Source organism: Pseudomonas emilianonis (assembly GCF_023072625.1).
Classification (GTDB): Bacteria; Pseudomonadota; Gammaproteobacteria; order Pseudomonadales; family Pseudomonadaceae; genus Aquipseudomonas; species Aquipseudomonas paraveronii.
This window is the reverse complement of the sequence record NZ_JAKNRV010000005.1, coordinates 1-13,520: the sequence shown is the minus strand read 5'-3', so window position 1 is coordinate 13,520 and position 13,520 is coordinate 1. Positions and strand designations below refer to the sequence as shown.

Genomic DNA, 13,520 nt, shown 5'->3' with positions numbered 1-13,520 from the left:
ATGGGGGCTTTGACGAAAGCTGAGATGGCGGAACGTCTGTACGAAGAGTTGGGTCTGAACAAGCGCGAGGCCAAGGAATTGGTCGAGCTGTTTTTTGAAGAAATCAGACACGCTCTGGAAGACAACGAACAGGTCAAATTGTCCGGTTTTGGCAATTTTGACCTGCGGGACAAACGCCAGCGGCCTGGCCGCAATCCAAAAACGGGAGAAGAAATCCCGATCACGGCTCGCCGTGTGGTCACCTTTCGTCCAGGGCAGAAGTTGAAGGCCCGAGTTGAGGCTTATGCTGGAACCAAGTCATAACGACGAGCTACCCGTCATCCCCGGCAAACGCTACTTCACCATCGGTGAAGTCAGCGAGCTCTGTGCGGTAAAGCCGCACGTGCTGCGCTATTGGGAGCAGGAGTTTCCTCAACTCAACCCCGTCAAACGCACTGGGAACCGTCGGTATTATCAGCGCCAGGATGTGCTGATGATCCGACAGATCCGTGCATTGCTATACGACCAGGGGTTCACCATCAGCGGCGCGCGCCAGCGCATGTCCGGTGATGAAGCCAAAGACGACACCACCCAATACAAGCAGTTGATCCGCCAGATGATCTCCGAACTCGAAGATGTGCTGGTGGTTCTGAAGAAATGATTCAGGCTTTTAAAATACTTCCACATTTCAAAAGCTTGCGGTATATTCCTGATAGCTTCGTTGCGAAGCGAACCCAGTAACACGCCTAGTCGGGGCGTAGCGCAGTCCGGTAGCGCACTAGCATGGGGTGCTAGGGGTCGAGTGTTCGAATCACTCCGTCCCGACCATATTTTTCAACGACTTAGCCGCTTTTTAGCGGCTTTGTTGTTTCTGCCATAGTGACTTTCCAAGTGACCCTGGCCTTTTTCTTCACGCTTCCCTCCTCTTCAGAATCGTGAGCGCTGGTGCGCGCGAGTCGGTTGCTGATACCTTGTTTGCCGCCGCAATTAGCTGATCCAGTTCCGCCGCTGAGTAGTGGCTGGTAATGCTTCCGTTCTTGTGGCCGAGCAGCGCTTTCCGATCCTCCTCTGTCACGCCAGCGGCACGCAGCCTTCTCCCAAAGGTGTGCTTCAAGTCGTGTATGCGGATTCTGGCAAAGCCGTCATGTGCCGGCCGCAAGAACTTCTCCTGCCACTTCTTCGCCGCCCGAATCCTCGCCTTCTTCCAGGCCGAGTCGTTCATGCGGTGAACCGTAGTTTCATTCCCCTCGCCATCTGGCTTGCCAAACGGGAACACGTAGAGCGGATGCTTGCCGCGCTGCTTCTCGATCACTGACTTGGCAACGTCATTCATCACGACCAGGCGCTCGTCCCGGTTCTTCACTCCAGCCCTTGCGCTCCTTCCTCCAAATCCAGCCGGTATCAGGAACACACTCGTTCCCAGCTCAGGTACGGCAATCTCCCAATTCCACTGAAGCTTGCAAACCTCCTGCTCCCGGCACCCCGTGTTGACCTTGAACATTGCCATGGTCTGAAGGTGCGCCGGAAGCTCGGCGAACAGGATCGACTGTTCTTCCCATGAAAGCGGGTAGGGCTTCCGACTGTTCGTCTTCTCATCCAGCAGAGAAATCATCGGAACCACGTCGAGTAATGGTCGGCGCTCTTCATCTCGCCACTTTCGTGCGCAGAGGTTCAAAACCCGGATAACCCGCTGTAGCGCGATATTCACAGTCCTGTTCGTGACCGGCTTGCCCGTCGCCGGGTTCAGCTTCGATCGCACGTATGGGGCAAGCGCATCGTCATCAATGTGAGTCAGCGGCATGTCGCCAATGAACGGGTCGAGCTGCTCCATATAGGTCGCCGAAATATGGATGGATGCCTGATCCTTCACTTCAAGCAGGAAGCGAGTCGCCGCCTCCCGCCAGGTCCTAACCCGCCGAATGCCATACACCTTCTGCTGGCGCAACTTCTCCAGCTTGTGGATCAGGTACTGCTCTGCTTCGGCGCGGTCACAAGTGCCAGTACTCTCTTGAATTCGCTCTCCTCTGTATTTTTTGTCGATCTTCCAGATGCCGTTCGGCATTTGCTGGAGGCCGGTGATTGCTTTTTGGGCCATGGCGTTGCTCCTGTGGCCCGCGCATGGCGCTCGCTGCGGGGCTGATTGTTGTCCTGATTGGTCGCCTTTTCAATCGACTTGCTCTCGACGTAGGCGTCCGCCCACGCGTCAAGCTCCAACCGATCAAACCCTACCCCCTGTTTTCCAATGGGGAATTCGCGGACGTTAGGGCGTACCGTCTTGTTGAATTCGTCCCGGCACATGCCGAGGTAGCCGTAGGCATCACCGGCCCGTATGAATCGGGGCGGGATTGGCGCTACCTGGGCGGCAGATTTGTTTGCCATAGCGGTACTGCTCCGCGCCGCGCTGGGCGGCAGAAGGTGGGTTAGGGTTTGGCGGGGAACCACTCAGTGTCGTATTCGAACTGGCTCACCAGCTCGACCGAGAGGTGCGGGATCTCACGTTCGAATCGCAGTGTCCCGTAGTGGTGAGCGACGAAAGCCTTCGCTTCTTCGATGAAGCGCTCCTTGAAGATGCGCACCAGATGATCGGCCGCGTCCTCGAAGTCTTCCTCGCGGTAGTTCCCCTCTGCGAGGCCGCCACGGCACACGCGCCAAACACAGCGCTTTGGCTGGGCTTCGGCCGCCTTGATCTTCTCGGCCATTTGGTCGCGGGCGTATTTCATCTGGTCCAAGGTGAGTGTTTCGACCCAGGCATCGGTGCCGATGCTTTGCTTATGGCCGAACTCGCATTTGATTTCAGGCATGGGAATACCTCGCCCGCCGTTCACCGGCAGGCATGTAGGGGGATTGGGGTTAGAGCAGTGCGCCTTGCTTTGGCGCAGGCTCTGGGATTTGGTAAGTCCAGCGGGCCGGAGAGTTGTGCGACTCGATGCGGCTACGCATTACCGACGCACGCGCCTCTTTGGTGGGCGGGGAGTACGTGCCGCGCCAAGCCTGGTCAATGCCGATATTCCGTCCTATGTTCGTGCTGTCCGCACTGGATAGGGGTAGATGGCCAAAGATTGCCGGGTCAAGCATGCGTAGACCGTGAAGCTTGCACATAGGCCTTCCGTCATCGTCGCAGATCACCCGCATTGCCTTGCTCATCTGCATCCACCATGCGGCGCTGCCCGGCTGGGAATAGTCGCCCGAGCTGCCGATGCAAACCCTTGGCCAACTGCTCGCTAGGCGCTCCAGGCGTTCAAGGCTTTCGTGCATGTGCCAGACGGGTGCGCCAAACCATCGTGGCAGCGGCCATTCCTCGATCAGTGCATCGTTTGCGGCCTCGTCCCCGTCGATCACATCAGGTATCACCGCGAAGTCGCAGGCGGGGATCAGCTTTGCGTCGGCCGCCCAGCGGTAGAACGGCTGCCAATCGGTAACCGGTTTGCCTTGCTTCCAGGCGGAAAACGCTCCGTTGTCGATGGCAAACGACTGGCAGACTTGAGCCGCCAGTGCGAGTTGCCTGGGATCGCTGAAGCTCACGAAGGCGTGGCCACCACCAATCGCAGCTGCAGCGGCTGTCTCTGGCGTTATCGGCAAGCCGTGGTAATGGATCATCCGCTAAGCCTCACTGTTTCGATTTCGACACCCTGGTGCGTGGCGATGATGGTTTGATCGCCGCCCAAGGACTCAGCCAGGCGGTCTGCGATCTGCTCGTGCCAACCCTTTTTGATCAGAGCTGTTGCAGCCTTGATGTGCTCGACGTGAATCATGGTGATCGACCGCAACTCAAGGCGGTAGATGATCGTTTCTCCGTCGGAAGGGCAGACAGCTGCGAAGGTGTGTCGATAGGTATTCATGGCCTTGGCCCCTTGTAGATGAAGACGTAGGCGAACCAGAGGGTGGCGATCATGGCGTCACCCGGCGTGCCCACTGCACATAGGGGCCGTCATCCGTATCGAAGATCCCCATCAGGAACCACTCAGGGCCTGGCGATTCGGGATTCCAGGCGGTGCACGCGGCATCCTCGCCAGGTAGATCCTCAAGCTCGTCGCCAGAGTGCCAGCCTTTCAGTTCCAGTCCCTGTTCCTTGACCCAGGCAATGTAGGGCGCCGGGTCTTCGCCTTCGCCAAAGCTCGGAATGTTCGGGTGATACCACCAGCCGTCTGCATCGCGCTTCACCTCGACCGGCCCGAACGGCTTGATGCCGCTGTGCGCCTCGCAGGGAGTGACGTAAAGCACGTCGGAGTAGTGCCCGCCGCCAGAGCTGAATTCCATCTTGCAGCCGCACTTGGCGGGCAGGCCATTCACGAACGTTATCTTTTGTTCAGGCATGACAGTTCCTTGGCCGCTATAGCGGCTAGTTGAAGGTTTTACATCTAGAAATATTTTGTGTTTCTAGTTATGCTGCTTCGCTCAAAAAAACATGGATGTAGAGATAAGATGAGTACTTGGCGTTTAGTTGTTGGTGCGATTCTGTTTTTGACAGGCTTAGTGCTAGGGGGTATGGCAGTTTATGACGCTCGCTATTGGTCTGCCTTGGTATTCTTCATAGCTGGAGCGTCATCTGCAGTTTCGTTTATTGTCTGGGAGTTTGGGGCTTCGTCGGTCTCATGGGTGTCTGCGCTCATCGGTGTAGCTTTTTCTGTTGTATCTATTATAGATGTTTTTAGTTCAAGTCCTGCATTAGATTTCGAGCAGTCAAAAGCTCAAGTAGACTTTTTTCAAAAGCTTTTAGAGCTAGATGCTGATCCGTCAGGGCTTGATGAAAATGAGCGAAAATTAGTTGGTCAGGCTTTATATGCCTGTGCGATGCAAAGCAATCGAGACTTTCGTGATCTAACAATAAATGCAAATAAGGCAATTAAAATGGGGCCAAATGCAACTTTGGCTGATGGAGTTAATTCAGCGATTGATCCTGATAAACGTGTCCGGTGTCTTGACTATTTTCAAAAATTGTACAAGACGCAGCCGGTATTGTTTGAGAGTTTTGTCAACACATATCCGTGGCTGCTCAATAAAAATAACGGTAAAACCTTATAGGTCAGTTTAATTGGAATTGGTGATTGATACCGAATCTTTCAATACTAGCCAGCACTCCCGCCGAATGCTAGTTCGTGAGCATACTGGTCATCCAGCGTTGGCGGTGTATCGCGGCCATATTTGAACCATCAGTTTCAGCGATAGATAGTTGCTCGGATGTGCCGTCGTAGCGTTGGTCAACTAACACAGATGATTACAATGATTGTGTTATACAGCCTCCCTCGTCACCAGATCATGGGCATTCACAACCGTCATGCCGAGGCGTTCGGCGATCAGGACTTCCAGGCGCGCACCCTTTGAATGCTCCCAGCCGGGCAGGGTGGCCACGGTGTCGCAGTCCATCAGGGCTGCAATGTCGCGGCGCATGCAGTCGCTCCAGGTGCCGCCGTCTGTGTTCAGTTCTGCGGGGTTGGTGACGGTGTGGCCGCCGGCGCGCAGGTTGGTGGTCATGGCGTGGAAGGCGGCGAAGTTGAGGCCGGGCAGGCCGGTCATGGGGCCGCTGAGGTAAATCCGTTTGCTGCAAAATGCACCTGACGGCATGATGTTCCTCCAGTTTCAATCTAAGGAGTGGAAGTGAAAAAATATCTTTATGGGAAGAGGAAGTTTCTTGGTGACATAATTTCAGGAAAGTCTGGACTGCGTTTCAGCGATATAATTCATTACTCAGTAATGGAAAATGAGTTAATAAGGGATGATGAGCGTACAAAGGTTTTTGAAATACCTAAAGAGTATTTCAGGCTTTATGTGAATGATAAGGAAATAAATCCGGCAGATATGGTGGGAGGTACTGTTCTAAGTATGCCCGTAGACAGGTGTTATTGTGTTTGCCTTAGTAGTAAGCCTAATGATCAGGTGCTTTTCGATCGCTTCAATGCTGATGTCTGCTTAGAGATTGACCTAGAGAACCTTTTGCATTTTCTGTCTATAGCTGTTCAGAAATTTGAAGGTATGTCCGTGATTCATAAAGATGTAAGTTATTATCCTGCAATAATGGCGGATGCGTTTCCTGACGTGGATAGCATTTTGTTTTATAAGAGGGATATTTACTCGATTGAGAGTGAATACAGAATCGCGATTACAGTCCCGCGCCATAGAACACACTTCAAAAGTGAGGGTAATGACAGAATAAAAATGTTTTCTGACGATGTGAACGATATTCGACACCTTTTCATAAATGGAAATACGCCTGAAATTAACAAAAGCTATCTCACAGGCGTTTTTTATTTTCCGGAAGATACTAAGCCGCCAGCGAGTTCACCGATCTGATCCTCCAAGGGTCATTGGCCCTGGCCAGTGCTGCCATCGGCGGTGGGCTGACGCTGTTGCCGCACATGTGCACCTGCTGGGTCTTGGTGAACGGCTTTCCGTCCGCGCCGTGGGTGATGATGTAGTCGGCCGGGAAGCCCTGGGCCTTGTACAGTTCCGACGGCTTCAGCATCCGCAGGCAGATGTCGACGATCACGTATGGCGTGCCTTTCACCATTACGGTGACCATTGCGAGGCGATCCTTGGTGGTGATGGTCGGTGCTGGTGAGTCACAAGCGCTAGTGTTCTCGGTGCCGTAGTAGCTGATCAGGAAAGCAGCGACCCGAAGTGCACCGGCTTCGTGTTCGGGCGACAGGGTGAGCGACACCAAGGAACTCTTGCCGCCGCCACCGGCGGTGATGGTCGGTGCCGGATCGTCCAGGCCCTGGCCAACACTGCCGCCGAATGCCCGCTCCATGAATGCGCTGGCTAACCCGTGGTGCTGGCCGCCGGCGCTGATGGTGTGCAGCGGATCATTTACGTCCCTGGCATCGCAGTTGCCGCGCAAGTGCACCAGGTTCGCCGCCACCATCTGTTGCTGGCTGCCGGTGTTGGTCACCGTGGTCATCGGGTCTTCGATGCTCTTTGCGTCGGTGGTGTTGAAGCCGCCATTCATCTGCGCCATGAACACCGTGGATATTCCCATGGCGTGAGCGGCACCGGCCGGGCGCTGATAGTTGCCGCCGCTGGTGATGGTCGGCAGCGGCTCATCCAGCGCCTTGCCCGCGTCGTTGAATCGAAACTTCACGAGGTGTGCTGATGCGATCGAGTGCCCGCCGCTTGCTGTGACGGTGCCCAACGGGTCAGCAGAGGATTTGCAACCGTCTCCCCAGCGCTGAACGCCTCCCGGCTTCCCTTCGCCGTGGGCAGCGGTAACCATCACGGGGCTGATCAGCGTCAGTTCCCCGCGGTTCGCGCAGGTGACTGTCGGCAACGGGTCAAGCGGGTCATTGATGCGATCGCTGCCCTGGTGTGTTGCCGGGGCAATGATCGGGCTGACCACCGAGAAGGCTCCGCCCTTTGGGTAGGAGGTGATGGTGCGCAGTGGTTCGCCGGCCGACTGCACCGTCTCCCCTGACCAGTTGGCTATCGGCACAATGAACGGGGCCGCGCTGTCGATAACGAACTTCTTCATGCCCTTGGCTACGCGGCGCAGGGTGGCCGGGGCCAGGTCCTTCTTGCGGCCGAAGATGCTTTTGCCCAGGTCGCTGAAGTCGATGCAGTCAGCGGCTGTTTTCCACTTCTGCTGGCCTTTGGCTGGGTTCTTGGCGTGCGTCGGCTCCGGCCACACAATCGGCTGGCCGTCGCACCGGGCAATCATGAACAGGCGTTCCCGGCTGGTCGGCGCGCCGAAGTCGCACGCCCTGATAACCCTCCACTCAACGACATAGCCCATGCCTTCCAGCAGGGCCACGAAACGGCGCCAAGTGCGGCCGCGCTGCTTCGGGTCAGGGATCAGGAACTGCTGGCCCACCGGCACAACTTCACCAGGTGCTGCAATCTCGCCGCCGAGTTTCACCACGCGGCCGGTGGCCTTGTCACGCTTGGCTATCAAGCGGCCCCATTGCAGGATCTGTTTCACGTTTTCCAGGCTGATCACCCGGGGGCGCTTCATGCCTGCCCACTTGAGGCCGATCCACGACAGGTTGCGGATCTCGCGCTTGCGCGGCTGGCCGCCGGCGGCCTGGGAGTGGTGCGTGCAGTCCGGCGACATGTGGAACCAGCCCACGGCCCTGCCACCGCACTCGGTGTCCGGATCACCCTCGAACACGTCGGTGGTGAAGTGCTGGGCGCCTGGGTGATTCACGGTGTGCATGCTGATCGCCTGAGGGCTGTGGTTCTTCGCCACGTTCACCGCGCGGCCCAGGCCAATTTCTAGGCCGGTACCAGCGCCGCCACCACCACAGAAGAAGTCGACAACGATCTCATCGTCCTGAGGGTTGAAGCCGAGTCCGTATTGGGTTTTGAAATCGAAGGGGTGTTTCTTCTGTTGTGCGGACATAGGGGATCCTCGCCGGCTGGCGTGATTCGTTTTAGGGGATTTTGTGTTCAGATTGTTCGTGAGCGGTGGTGCGAAAACTCGCCCTGGTGCTGATTGGCTGCTGATTGGTATGCCGCGTGCGCCTGCTCGGGAGTATGGAAATATCCCAGGCATGTCTGCTTTCCATTGATACAGAGTTGAGCCTTCCACTTACGGTCCGCCTTGCTGTAACACACGCCTTTCAGCCCTGACGCGCCTCGGCCAGGCACATTCGCGTTGTTCTGCGCCCTCGTGGCGGACCTCAAGTTTGTCTGTCGGTTGTTGCTACGGTCGCCGTCTCGATGGTCAATCGGGCCTTCCGGCCATAACCCTGTGATCAGCATCCATGCAACCCGATGAGCGCCGTAGGTTTGCCCGTGGAGCTTCAGGTAGACGTAGCCATCAGGTTTTATCGAGCCAGCCACTTCGCCTGTCTTGCGGCGGCAATGATCAACCTTCCAAGTGAACAAGCCGGTCTCTGGGTCGTAGGCGATCTTTTCTTTGAGCAGCCGTGTGTGCTGCTCTGAGTACATATCAGGCATGTCGTCACCGAGTGGGGTAGTGGAACTCTGGTTTGATATGGGGTATTACGGGTGACCGGCATGGAGCCGGATCAAGGAGAGAGACAGATGCCTACAGATCGTGAAGTCGCATTGGAGCAGGCGCTCGTCGCTATAATTGCAGCCGCCGAAACAAGCGGTGCGGACGTCAGAAAGATCATTGAAAAGGCTGGCATATACATCATCGATAGCGGCAGCCCTTATCAAATTGCCAGCAACGAATATGGGCGTCAGGCGGCGCAAGAGATCAGTGATGCACATGCGCTGGTGCTATCCAGGCCGGAGTAACAATTCAAGCGGCGTTACGCTGGCCTAACACCTGCTGTCGCGCTGCTTCAAACTCGCTGCCGAGGATCTCGGCAGCGCCTTCAATCTGCTCGACGCCGGTCTCAAGCCGGATGCCCAGGTTCAAATAGACCGCACCGTCCAACTCAAAGAATACGCCGCCGCCCAGCCACAGGGCTCCAGGGTTCAGGCCCATCGCTTCCCATGCTTCGTCCTGATCAATGCTCGCAGGGCAATGCTCCTTCCACAACGTGCTCAAGCGCTCGTGCTCGACGACCTGCGCGGCGCGATCTTCTTTCGAGGTGCCTTTCGCTGGCTTGGCGCTGGACCGAAGAGCGCGGTAGCCGTACTGGTCGGGGCGACACCAATGCACGTCAAGATCCCGGCTTGCACTGAGTTTCACTCCGCCGACATAACTGCGGCTGCCCGAGCGCATCGGAGATGTTTCTCCGCCGAACACCTGGCCCAGCTTGGCGCGCTGTGTATTCCAGGCTGAGCGCTTGGCATCCCAGGCGATGACGGCGGCAACCACGGCCGGGGCGGTGGTCTTGTACATGTAGTTGCTCATGGGTTATCTCCAGTCAGGCGCCGCCCTCCGGTTACCGGATGCAGCGAGTAGGGCGGGTTATGCTTCTTCGGCGTCGAGCCGTGATGCTTGGCGCTGGCCGATGGCGTAGAGTTCTGCCGCCACGTTTTCTTTAACTTCGATTTTGTGGCGCGAACGAAGTGCTTCTGCTGCGCCGTCCTTGCCGAGCGAGTGCACGTAGCGAAGGCATCCAGCGATTACCGATGCCTGCTCAGTGTCTTCAGTCCAGGCCATGAGGTCGGCAAGCATCTGCTTGTCGCCAGTTCGCACCCGGTGCCGGAGTTCTTCCTCGCCAAGCTCCTTGCGTTTCGCCGCGCTCTTTGCAGATCGCTGCTGTTGAGTTGCAGCCATGGCCTACCTCTTCTATTCCGCTGGCCGGCAGTGCGAGCCAGGTTTGACGTTTGCGTTGCTGGGAGCGGGCTATGCGGCGCATGAATTGGTCACGCCGAATGGGCTTGCTTAGGGAAGAATGCCGGCGCCGGGCCTTTGGTTGCCTTCGGATAGTCGATATCGAACTTATCCAGTAACCGTTCGAAGTTTTTCCGGTTGGTCTGGATGCTTTCTCGCGCCTGATTCCTGCTGAAGCCTCGCGCCAAGAGTTCGCGGATCAGTGTGGCGTTTCTGGCGTCACGCTCTTCATCGACAAACCGAAGATCCTTCTTGCCTCGCGTATCTGCTGGCTGGAATTTGAATCCGCCAAGCTGTGCAAGCCGCTGCAATGACCGTATGTGCATGCCGGTTCTCAGGATAGCCTGGGTATAGGTCATGGTCTCGGCCAGCCCTCTGATGTACTCCAGTTCATCCGCTTTGGCTTTCTCGCGCATGACCCTCCTTTCATCGCGCTCGATGTCCCGGAGCGCCATTTTGTCCAGGAACTTGACTGGCTCCGCGATGCACGCTCGGGCCTTTTCCTTTCTTGGCTTCGGTTCTGGGTGATGCCTGGCAGGTGGCGGCTTAACAACCACTTCCAGTACCTGGATAGTCCCTCCTTTACTCAAGAAGGCCTCGATGTTGTGAGCCAGTTCGTTCGATGCTGGCCGAAGAGCCTCGACCATGCCTAGGTGGTTGCTGATCATGCTGACTGCCTCGCTTTGTTCAGTTCAGCCTTGCGGATCTCCTTGGCGGCGACCAGTGCAGGCTTGAGGTTGTCGAAACCGTGGACAATTACGCGCCCAGCGTTATAGGCCGACTCCAGCGCAGCCATGTCCACTGCTTGACGGATATCGGCGATCGCATCCACCAGCAGTTCCTTGGCGCGCTCCTCCGGGCTGATCCCAGAATTCAGCCAGACCAGCAGGCGCCGCCCAGTGTCGGCGCTGATCAGCTCAGGCTGGTCGAACAGCTTCGTCCGGTCCTTGCTGGCGGTAGCGGTATGCCCGTCGTGGGTGAGGTCCAGCACAACCGTAAACTCGTAGTCGGTGCCGTCGCGCTGCTCGGACTTCATGCCCAGTTTGAGGATCTTCTTGCCCTCACCCTGGACGGTCTCCGTCTTGCTACGCATGGTGCAGATGATGTGCATCGAGCTGGTCAGGATCTTGTCCGTCAGCTTCCGGTGACGCGGCGTGGTCTCGTTCCAGGCCGCCCAAGTGTTGCCCCGGAATTTCTGGTGGGCCACGGTCTCGTTCTGCTCCAGACACCCGCCGGAGCCGGTCCACTCGTGCGAATAGCTGTCGATGATCAGTGTTTCGTACCCGGCTTGCTCTGCCGTAGTGATTGCGTCGATGTAGCGCTCAGGTGAGTAGGGCGCGTGCAACTCCATCGCATCGAAGTCGACAAGGTCGGCGTACAGCGAGGCGCTGCCGTGTTCAGTGTCGATCACCGCGATACGCCCGCCAAGGCCCATGGCAAGGAGTAGGGCTGAGTAGGTTTTACCTGATCCAGATGGCCCAGCAAGCGCTAAACGAAGTTTTGCTTGTTTGCGCTCAGCTTTCTTGAACATGACGATTACCCCTTGATGGCGTGCTGATGGCGGCCTCTACTGGCCAGCCCAGCTTGTTGATTCGTTTATGTATGCATGAGGCCGGTATCCCGCTGATCTCCGACCATTCCTTTAGGGTTCGCTCTGTATCACCGGCGCGATATGTCCGGTTTGTATGCTTGTTGTTCGCCTGCTCGATGTCGGTAGCCCACCGGCAGTTTCCCGGCTGATAACCGAGTTTTCCGTCGACCCTGTCGATGGTCGTACCTTCTGGGCGCTCACCCATGTCTTCAAGGAATGCAGAGAACGACTTCCATCGATCACACACAGTTATGCCAGCCCCGCCATATCCGGCGAATCCATCACGCCCAGGGTCGTTGCATCGCTGACTCATTGCGCACCAAGAAACGTAGGTCGGCGTCATGCCGCTTCTCCGCCTATTCCCATGCTTTGTGGCATTGCCTTCCTTGTTGATGCACCCGCACGACTTCGTGTGGCCGCTCACCAAGCGATTGCGTCGGATGTTGGCGACCGAACCGCAGTCGCAAGTGCATTTCCATCCTGGCCGCCCACCGACCAGGCCGCACGGCTCGACCAGCGTGAGCCGCCCGAATTTATCCCCGGCAGCGGCCTGCTTGCGTTCGGCTTTCTTGAACATTTGAGTTCCTCAGTTTGGTTGGTTATCCCACTGCCGCTGAATGCGGCGGGCTTCGTCTTCGTACTCTTTGCGCTGTTCGCCGGTGAATTGCTCAGGCGAGAAGGCGCCTACCTTCATCCAATCAAGCTGGGCGGATAGGCGTGGATTTGTGTTCATGGGCGCCTCAAAAGCTGATCGTGATGTTCGGGACTTCGCCTCGATAGATCTTCATGACCAGGGCCTTGGCCAGTTCCTCGGTCACGTTCATCGACATGATTGCGACCTTGGCGGCGCCCATGACTTTCGATTTGTGCGCGGTATCGGCTGCCCGGGCTTCCTGCTGGCGGAAACCCAGAACGACCGCTACCTCGAACGCTACGACACGATCATCGTCGACGAAGCCCACGAACGCAGCCTGAACATCGACTTCCTGCTCGGCTACCTGAAAACCCTGCTGCCGCGTCGCCCGGACCTGAAAGTCATCATCACCTCGGCGACCATCGATCTGGAGCGCTTTTCCAAGCATTTCGACGATGCGCCGATTGTCGAGGTGTCGGGGCGTACTTTCCCGGTGGACACTTGGTACCGCCCGCTGACCCTGGAACAGGACGAGGAGGGCAACCGCGTCGAGGACGACTTGACCGTCGACCAGGCGATCCTCGCCACTCTCGATGAAATCGCCGCCTATGAACGCAGCGAACGGCGCAGCCCTGGCGACGTGCTGGTGTTCCTGCCGGGCGAGCGCGAGATTCGCGACGCCGCCGACATGCTGCGCAAGGCCCAGCTCAAGCACACCGAGATTTTGCCGCTGTACGCGCGCCTGTCACCGGCCGAACAGCAGCGCATTTTTCAGTCCCACCCCGGCCGGCGCGTGGTGCTGGCGACCAACGTCGCGGAAACCTCGCTGACCGTACCGGGCATTCGTTATGTGATCGACAGCGGCACCGCGCGCATCAGCCGCTACAGCTACCGCGCCAAGGTGCAGCGTCTGCCCATCGAGGCGATCTCCCAGGCCAGCGCCAACCAGCGTAAAGGCCGGTGCGGCCGGGTCGAGCCGGGGATTTGCATCCGCCTGTACAGCGAAGGTGCGCCTTTTCGGTCGCTCCGGCATCGACATCATCGAAGTGCTCGGCCGCTCGACGATTTTCCTGTTCCACGCCTTGCTCGGCCGGGGCGGCATTGGCGGCAGCTTCGGTCTGTTGATCAAA

General features: G+C 57.4%; 19 protein-coding genes, 1 tRNA gene and 2 pseudogenes. 9 read left to right on the top strand and 13 right to left on the bottom strand.

Annotation, left to right across the window (positions count from 1 at the left end):
- From ihfA to L9Z73_RS01300, 3 genes are all read left to right on the top strand, one after another.
- Complete coding sequence (gene ihfA / locus L9Z73_RS01310) at positions 1-303, top strand: integration host factor subunit alpha (protein WP_002553164.1); 303 nt, start codon at positions 1-3, stop codon at positions 301-303.
- Positions 284-640, top strand: a complete 357-nt coding sequence (locus L9Z73_RS01305; RefSeq protein ID WP_003174972.1) for a MerR family transcriptional regulator — start codon at positions 284-286, stop codon at positions 638-640. Before ihfA ends, L9Z73_RS01305 begins: the two co-directional genes overlap by 20 nt.
- A 90-nt stretch (positions 641-730) precedes the next feature.
- Positions 731-807, top strand: a tRNA-Pro gene (locus tag L9Z73_RS01300).
- Positions 808-889: 82 nt separating this feature from the next.
- On the opposite strand, the gene L9Z73_RS01295 is transcribed toward L9Z73_RS01300, so the two are convergent.
- From L9Z73_RS01295 to L9Z73_RS01270, 6 genes are read right to left on the bottom strand one after another with little or no spacing between them, the layout of a single operon-like run.
- Complete coding sequence (locus L9Z73_RS01295) at positions 890-2,041, bottom strand: tyrosine-type recombinase/integrase (RefSeq protein WP_247395829.1); 1,152 nt, start codon at positions 2,039-2,041, stop codon at positions 890-892.
- Complete coding sequence (locus L9Z73_RS01290; protein ID WP_247395783.1) at positions 1,942-2,358, bottom strand: hypothetical protein; 417 nt, start codon at positions 2,356-2,358, stop codon at positions 1,942-1,944. The genes L9Z73_RS01295 and L9Z73_RS01290 overlap by 100 nt, the downstream gene beginning before the upstream one ends.
- A 41-nt stretch (positions 2,359-2,399) precedes the next feature.
- Positions 2,400-2,780: a hypothetical protein gene (locus L9Z73_RS01285; RefSeq protein ID WP_247395782.1), complete on the bottom strand. Its 381-nt coding sequence runs from the start codon at positions 2,778-2,780 to the stop codon at positions 2,400-2,402.
- A gap of 49 nt (positions 2,781-2,829) precedes the next feature.
- Positions 2,830-3,576: a hypothetical protein gene (locus L9Z73_RS01280; RefSeq protein WP_247395781.1), complete on the bottom strand. Its 747-nt coding sequence runs from the start codon at positions 3,574-3,576 to the stop codon at positions 2,830-2,832.
- The gene (locus L9Z73_RS01275) at positions 3,573-3,818 is read right to left on the bottom strand and encodes a hypothetical protein (protein ID WP_247395780.1); all 246 of its coding nucleotides are present in this window, start codon (positions 3,816-3,818) and stop codon (positions 3,573-3,575) included. Before L9Z73_RS01275 ends, L9Z73_RS01280 begins: the two co-directional genes overlap by 4 nt.
- Before the next feature lie 49 nt (positions 3,819-3,867).
- The gene (locus L9Z73_RS01270; protein ID WP_247395779.1) at positions 3,868-4,293 is read right to left on the bottom strand and encodes a hypothetical protein; all 426 of its coding nucleotides are present in this window, start codon (positions 4,291-4,293) and stop codon (positions 3,868-3,870) included.
- Positions 4,294-4,401: 108 nt separating this feature from the next.
- Here L9Z73_RS01270 and L9Z73_RS01265 point away from each other — a divergent pair, with 108 nt between their 5' ends.
- Positions 4,402-5,001 (top strand): hypothetical protein, encoded by a 600-nt coding sequence (locus L9Z73_RS01265; RefSeq protein WP_247395778.1) that lies wholly within the window; start codon positions 4,402-4,404, stop codon positions 4,999-5,001.
- A 207-nt stretch (positions 5,002-5,208) separates the two neighbouring features.
- On the opposite strand, the gene L9Z73_RS01260 is transcribed toward L9Z73_RS01265, so the two are convergent.
- Positions 5,209-5,541 carry a DUF4406 domain-containing protein gene (locus tag L9Z73_RS01260; RefSeq protein ID WP_247395777.1) on the bottom strand — a complete coding sequence of 111 codons (333 nt, stop codon included), beginning with the start codon at positions 5,539-5,541 and terminating at the stop codon, positions 5,209-5,211.
- Between the two features lie 33 nt (positions 5,542-5,574).
- Between L9Z73_RS01260 and L9Z73_RS01255 the strand changes: the two genes are divergently transcribed.
- A complete protein-coding gene (locus L9Z73_RS01255; RefSeq protein WP_247395776.1) occupies positions 5,575-6,267 on the top strand; it encodes a hypothetical protein in 693 nt (230 codons plus the stop codon).
- Here L9Z73_RS01255 and L9Z73_RS01250 read toward each other — a convergent pair.
- Both L9Z73_RS01250 and L9Z73_RS01245 read right to left on the bottom strand, forming a co-directional pair.
- Entirely contained in the window at positions 6,239-8,308 is a 2,070-nt protein-coding gene (locus L9Z73_RS01250) for a DNA cytosine methyltransferase (protein ID WP_247395774.1), read from the bottom strand. The genes L9Z73_RS01255 and L9Z73_RS01250 overlap by 29 nt on opposite strands.
- 47 nt (positions 8,309-8,355) lie before the next feature.
- The gene (locus L9Z73_RS01245) at positions 8,356-8,868 is read right to left on the bottom strand and encodes an HNH endonuclease (RefSeq protein ID WP_247395772.1); all 513 of its coding nucleotides are present in this window, start codon (positions 8,866-8,868) and stop codon (positions 8,356-8,358) included.
- Between the two features lie 87 nt (positions 8,869-8,955).
- Between L9Z73_RS01245 and L9Z73_RS01240 the strand changes: the two genes are divergently transcribed.
- Complete coding sequence (locus tag L9Z73_RS01240) at positions 8,956-9,174, top strand: hypothetical protein (RefSeq protein ID WP_247395771.1); 219 nt, start codon at positions 8,956-8,958, stop codon at positions 9,172-9,174.
- Positions 9,175-9,178: 4 nt separating this feature from the next.
- Here L9Z73_RS01240 and L9Z73_RS01235 read toward each other — a convergent pair whose 3' ends face one another.
- The 4 genes from L9Z73_RS01235 to L9Z73_RS01220 all read right to left on the bottom strand — a co-directional run bounded on the left by L9Z73_RS01235 (position 9,179) and on the right by L9Z73_RS01220 (position 11,696).
- Entirely contained in the window at positions 9,179-9,739 is a 561-nt protein-coding gene (locus tag L9Z73_RS01235) for a hypothetical protein (RefSeq protein WP_247395770.1), read from the bottom strand.
- A gap of 57 nt (positions 9,740-9,796) precedes the next feature.
- On the bottom strand, positions 9,797-10,108 hold the full coding sequence (locus tag L9Z73_RS01230) for a hypothetical protein (RefSeq protein ID WP_247395769.1): 312 nt from the start codon (positions 10,106-10,108) through the stop codon (positions 9,797-9,799).
- 89 nt (positions 10,109-10,197) lie between these two features.
- Positions 10,198-10,833: a hypothetical protein gene (locus L9Z73_RS01225; protein WP_247395768.1), complete on the bottom strand. Its 636-nt coding sequence runs from the start codon at positions 10,831-10,833 to the stop codon at positions 10,198-10,200.
- Positions 10,830-11,696 (bottom strand): ATP-binding protein, encoded by an 867-nt coding sequence (locus L9Z73_RS01220; RefSeq protein ID WP_247395767.1) that lies wholly within the window; start codon positions 11,694-11,696, stop codon positions 10,830-10,832. Before L9Z73_RS01220 ends, L9Z73_RS01225 begins: the two co-directional genes overlap by 4 nt.
- Positions 11,697-11,850: 154 nt before the next feature.
- Here L9Z73_RS01220 and L9Z73_RS01215 point away from each other — a divergent pair, with 154 nt between their 5' ends.
- From L9Z73_RS01215 to L9Z73_RS01205, 3 genes and pseudogenes are all read left to right on the top strand, one after another.
- Positions 11,851-12,471, top strand: coding sequence for a hypothetical protein (locus L9Z73_RS01215; RefSeq protein WP_247395766.1), 621 nt, complete (start codon positions 11,851-11,853; stop codon positions 12,469-12,471).
- Between the two features lie 172 nt (positions 12,472-12,643).
- Positions 12,644-13,396 (top strand): annotated as a pseudogene (locus L9Z73_RS01210) (helicase-related protein); the annotation flags it as partial.
- Between the two features lies 1 nt (position 13,397).
- A pseudogene (locus L9Z73_RS01205) lies at positions 13,398-13,520 on the top strand (ABC transporter permease); the annotation flags it as partial.